Below are 4,327 nucleotides of genomic sequence, written 5' to 3' on the forward strand. Positions count from 1 at the left end.
AGTATTTGCTCCTACTGTTTGGAAATTAACAAGAGCTAACAATGGATGCTCTTTTTCTAACTCCTCAAATACACGCTCAAAAATTGTTGGCGGCATTAATTTATGCGTTTCACTAAATGAATTTACTTCAATTGCTGCATTATAAAATTTCTTTTCTTCATTTGTTAAAACACGTACACCACGAGAGGCCAGCACTTGAGCATCCCAATTTTCATTTTTGGCTTGTTGCGCTTCACTAATTACATCGTTCATCATATCTTGAAAATGCTGCATGTTATTTTCCATGTTTGCAACAATACGTGCCGCTACTACCTGCGCATCCCCTGTCTCCAATGCTTCTTGCACATTAATAATCTGTTGATCTTTATTTTCAATTACTGGACGATCTAAATTTTTAATAGTCATCTTGTTCCCTCCTGTTTTTAAGAAAATAAAAAAAGCACCGCTTTACGCGCGCTTAAATTTGTTAAGTATATTTTGATTTGCACCTGCTACTGCTGGTTCATTCTGTCTATTTTTATTTCGAAATTTTTGTAGAACATTATTTTTAAATTCCTCTGGATCTATCACTTCATTATTTTCCACATGTTCATTTACCTTGTGAGCCAATCCAAATTCTACTGCCTCATTTGCGGTAAACCATGTTTCGTTCGCAATCATCGTCTCAATTTCTGAACGTTCTCCTTGATAACGAGTCATATAAATATCCGCAAGCGACTTGTCAATTCCTTCAAGGGCATTCAACGTTTTACGAATATCTAATTTTGTCCCCCAAGTCCATGTAGAAGCTTCATGAATCATTAACATAGAACCGGTATTCATAATTAATTCATCTGCTGCCATCGCAATAATAGATGCGGCGCTTGCTGCCAGTCCATCTACGGTAATGATAACTTTTGCCGAGTGGTTTTTTAGTTGGTTATAAATTGCAATCCCATCAAATACATCCCCACCGGGACTATTCAGATTGATATGAATAACATTTGCGGAAGTAGCTTTTAATGTTTTTTCAATATCAACCGCCGATGTGGAGTCACTCCACCATGATTCACCAATATCACCATAAATCGTTATGTCCAGCGAATCCGCTTTTGCTTCGGCTCTAAATGCATGCTGAACGTTAGCTAGATGATTATATTGTTCATTTTTGTAACGTCTCATCCTTTTCACCTCCCTCCAAAGAATCCGCTTCTTGATAATTCTTTGTAACAAAGCGTTTATTTGCCCATTCTTCTTCAATTGGTTCTCTACCAAGAATAATTAAAATATCATTAATAGATAAGCCACCAATTGCAAAGAGCTTATCTAGTGCTGTTGCTAGTTTTGTGATATCCACAACTTTAATTTTTGTTGTATCGATTTTTAAATAAGAACGTTTTAAAAAGTCTTTTTTCTTATACATCTTACGGTTAAACTCATCTTGAATTAACCTCGCCATAGGGTTAATACAAAACGCTAAAAAAGAATCCATTTGTTTTTCAATATCCGCAACATCCCCCTTTAAAATCCCTACCGGAACATGAAAAGCTATCGCAACATAATTAAAAATATCGTTGATTAAGGCTGTCGTATCTCGACTTGTGCCATTGCTTGCAGAACCTTTCCCACCATCACTTAAATCTTCAAGATTATAACCATCTGGCAGTTGGAATGTGGAGGTTTCTTTATTTGGATCCAACCAATTTTTAAGTTGATTATCAAAGAATTCATCAATTTTCGTTTGCGTTTCTTCATCTTGGGCTCTAAGAAAGTCACCTTTTAGTAAAAATCGTTTACTATTTTTTCGTTTATAAAAATTAATAGTCGATATGAGTAACTTCCCTAGACTTTCGTACATTCCGTCAATTACTTGCATCATGTTTTCATCATTTAATTTAAAATATAAGACCTCAGACTCTTTATATTCTCGTCTCAAACTTAAATCACCAATAACAACATTCTTGTATTCATTCTCTTTAAATGCATAATGATCTACTGTAAATTCATCAGCAATATACAATTGGTCATTTGACATAATAACCAAACACTCATTATCATCAATTAAATGGTGCACCAGACTGTGCATAAATTCAGAAGCATTTTGATTTTGATTCGGCTGCACATTTAGTAGATAGTAATTTTCTCCCCGAATTTCTTTTCCCTTATCAAACGTTTGTATTTCACACATCGTAAGTGCATTCGCAATTAAATCAATACAACTTTCCACCGCTAACTTTTTGTAAAAATAATCTACTTCTAATTCATAATCACAACTACGTAAATCTTTAAGCGTTTTACCACTCCAAAACCCTTTCAGCCAATTCATTACTCCCATTTCATACCCTCTCTTCAACTACCAAATACTTTAAATATTTTCATTATGTTTTCTTTTGTAATTGGGATGCCCTCTTTTAACATTCCATCCAAGGTTAGGGCATGAATAAACGCCATAAACCCATCCGTTTTACGCAAATAAGGTTCGATTTTTTCATAACTAATGTTTCCTTTTGAGTCTTTGTCCACATACACATTATTCGTGTACCAACGCATCATACGATCTGAACCAAACACAATGCTCTCCGTTGCAAACATTTCTTCCACTACAGGTTGTAGCTTGGTATGTGTTACCTTCCCACTACGAGCTATTTCAAGATGAAAACCAGCTTCTTCAAAGATTTGTTTAATATAATTAATCCTGTATAAGTCGGAAGCGATTGATTTTATATTGTATATCTTCGCTTGTTCAATAAACCATCCTAGAATATGTTCTGGTTTATTAATGACATCATCAATAATCGTTACAATCCCTTCATCTATCGCTACTTGAATATCAATTTTAAAGTTTTTATTCTTTAATGCTTGACGATTAATAAAGGTATGATGTTTCCAGTACCTTTTGCCTTTATATTTAAACAACAAACCTACACCAACAAAATCATCAATATCCGAGAAATCAATACCGCCTACACAAGTCTGTCCTTTTAGTTCCTCCAATGGAAACTCTTGATCAGTGGCTTTTATTTGCTCCCAGCTTGCTACAGAGAACATCGTCTCTTCTTGCGGTAAGTTCATACGTTTTGTCATAAATTCAATTCGTGCGGAAGGTCTTGTTTGCATGTTCTCATATTCCGTTTCCATCTCTTGCTTCAAATGAGGAAAGTAAGGTAAGGAAGGGTTTGCTTTCTCCCACATTTCAAAATCATCCACTTCACTTTCATCATCTAATTTACAAAGAAACGGAAACATACGTGAATTAGGGAGTTCCCCATTCAATACTTGCCTAGCCACATCTTTAAAATCATCGAGTACACCGCCACGCACATCTCCATCTGTAGTTAAATAAAAACGGCGTGGATGTTGTACCTTCCCTAATGCTGATGTAAATACTTTGATGTTGTCATAACTTTCGTAGGCATGAATTTCATCAAAAATAACAACCCCAGGACGTAAACCATCTTTTGTCTTAGCGTTGTTCGTATAATATTTAATTTTGGATTTTGTTTTCTTGTATACTATTTTTTCTAACGTCCATTTAAAGAATTTCTTCATTCTCTTTTTGTACTCTTCTAATACATCATGAACATCCATAAACGACGTTAAAGCCTGCTCTTTTGAAGTAGCTACAATATCAACGTTATATCCTCGAATCCCTTGTTTGCTAACTAAGTAGAAAGCAAGCGCTGCAATGAAACCATTTTTCCCAGCACCACGGCCCATCAAAATTAAAAACTCATTAAACACAAGCGTTCCGTCATCATAAAACAAACCTACACAGCAAGCCAAAATAAAATCTTGATGTGGTAATAATTCAAACGGAAAATACCTTTCAATACATTCTTTTGCTTCTGTAATTTCATCATGATTGATAACAATGTTGTTTTGGCTAAGTTTCTTCTTTAGAAGTCCTATTAATAGTTTGACTTCTTTCGATGACTTCACCTGGCCGCTTTCGACCATATTTATATAGTTATCAATATAGGGATGATACTTATAATTCGTCATCGTCATCACCTGTATTTGGATTTTGCAAATTCATCTTTTTAATTAGCTCTGTCATACTACGAATCGTTTCCCGGTATTCCTTTCCGGCTGGATTAGGCTTAATTCCTTTTTGCCCTCCACCGTTATCCCATGTAACCATACGTTCTTTCTTCCATTCTCTTTCCAATGCTTTCGATGCATCCCACAATGCCATATATTTATCGACCAAATCAATGTACACCGCACTGTCCATTTCTTCATTTTCCAATTGTTGTAATAAATCTTGTTTAACTTGCATCTTTTTAGAGAGTTTTCGCAACTATACCCCCCCTTTACTTAAAAAAATAAAAAATATATTTTCTCACCA

The 4,327-nt window shown here is 34.9% G+C and carries 4 protein-coding genes and 1 pseudogene; all 5 read right to left on the bottom strand.

Translation table 11 applies throughout. The features are described 5' to 3' along the window. Positions 1-405 (bottom strand): annotated as a pseudogene (locus ACQGS6_RS23645) (phage major capsid protein); the annotation flags it as partial. A 42-nt stretch (positions 406-447) separates the two neighbouring features. After that, positions 448-1,161, bottom strand: coding sequence for a head maturation protease, ClpP-related (locus tag ACQGS6_RS23650; protein WP_197263284.1), 714 nt, complete (start codon positions 1,159-1,161; stop codon positions 448-450). Then, the gene (locus ACQGS6_RS23655; RefSeq protein WP_197263283.1) at positions 1,142-2,314 is read right to left on the bottom strand and encodes a phage portal protein; all 1,173 of its coding nucleotides are present in this window, start codon (positions 2,312-2,314) and stop codon (positions 1,142-1,144) included. The genes ACQGS6_RS23650 and ACQGS6_RS23655 overlap by 20 nt, the downstream gene beginning before the upstream one ends. A gap of 14 nt (positions 2,315-2,328) precedes the next feature. Further along, complete coding sequence (locus ACQGS6_RS23660; RefSeq protein ID WP_307838760.1) at positions 2,329-3,981, bottom strand: terminase TerL endonuclease subunit; 1,653 nt, start codon at positions 3,979-3,981, stop codon at positions 2,329-2,331. Further along, complete coding sequence (locus ACQGS6_RS23665; RefSeq protein WP_021727588.1) at positions 3,968-4,279, bottom strand: hypothetical protein; 312 nt, start codon at positions 4,277-4,279, stop codon at positions 3,968-3,970. Before ACQGS6_RS23665 ends, ACQGS6_RS23660 begins: the two co-directional genes overlap by 14 nt. Positions 4,280-4,327 lie beyond the last annotated feature (48 nt).

Source organism: Bacillus sp. GMs2/2 (genome assembly GCF_050172095.1).
Classification (GTDB): domain Bacteria; phylum Bacillota; class Bacilli; order Bacillales; family Bacillaceae_G; genus Bacillus_A; species Bacillus_A cereus.